The sequence below is a fragment of the Haloferax sp. Atlit-6N genome (assembly GCF_003383195.1).
In the GTDB taxonomy this organism is placed as follows: Archaea; Halobacteriota; Halobacteria; order Halobacteriales; family Haloferacaceae; genus Haloferax; species Haloferax gibbonsii.
On sequence record NZ_QEQJ01000225.1, the window covers coordinates 1 to 495 of the forward strand.

Sequence of the window (495 nt, forward strand, 5' to 3'; positions counted from 1 at the left end):
CGACGTTCGGGAAGAGATTCCGGACAGCGTCTTCGACGCGGGCGGTCACTTCCGTATCGCGGACCGGCGCGACGATCCGGGCCTTCACGCGGTAGATCATCGGTGATCACCCGCGTTCGCTTCAGGTGTCGGGTCCGATGCCGACGGGTCGAGGACGTCGGACGCGACCTGGACGGACTCGTCGTCGTCGACGCTCGCGAGGTCGCGGTCGAGGATCGCGCGGATGCGCTCGCGGAACGCGTCGAGGGTATCGGTATTCTCGACGACGACGTCGGCGCGGTCCATCACCTCGCCCATCCCGAATCCGAGTTCGCGCTCCTCGCGGTCGCGGAGCGCCTCTCTGTCGATGTCGGAGTCGTCGCGAGCGCGGTCGAGCAGTCGCTCGGCGCGGGTCTCGAACGGTGCTTCGATGCTCACGAGCAGGAACTCCTCGCCGAACGCCTCGCGGAAGCGATCGAGTTCGACCTCCGAGCGCAGGCCGTCGACGAGGACGGT

At 67.9% G+C, this 495-nt stretch carries 2 pseudogenes; both read right to left on the minus strand.

Going from position 1 to position 495, the window contains the following annotated elements:
• A pseudogene (locus DEQ92_RS24285) lies at nucleotides 1–100 on the minus strand (coaE operon protein); the annotation flags it as partial.
• Nucleotides 97–495 (minus strand): annotated as a pseudogene (locus tag DEQ92_RS22075) (hypothetical protein); the annotation flags it as partial. The pseudogenes DEQ92_RS22075 and DEQ92_RS24285, both read right to left, overlap by 4 nt.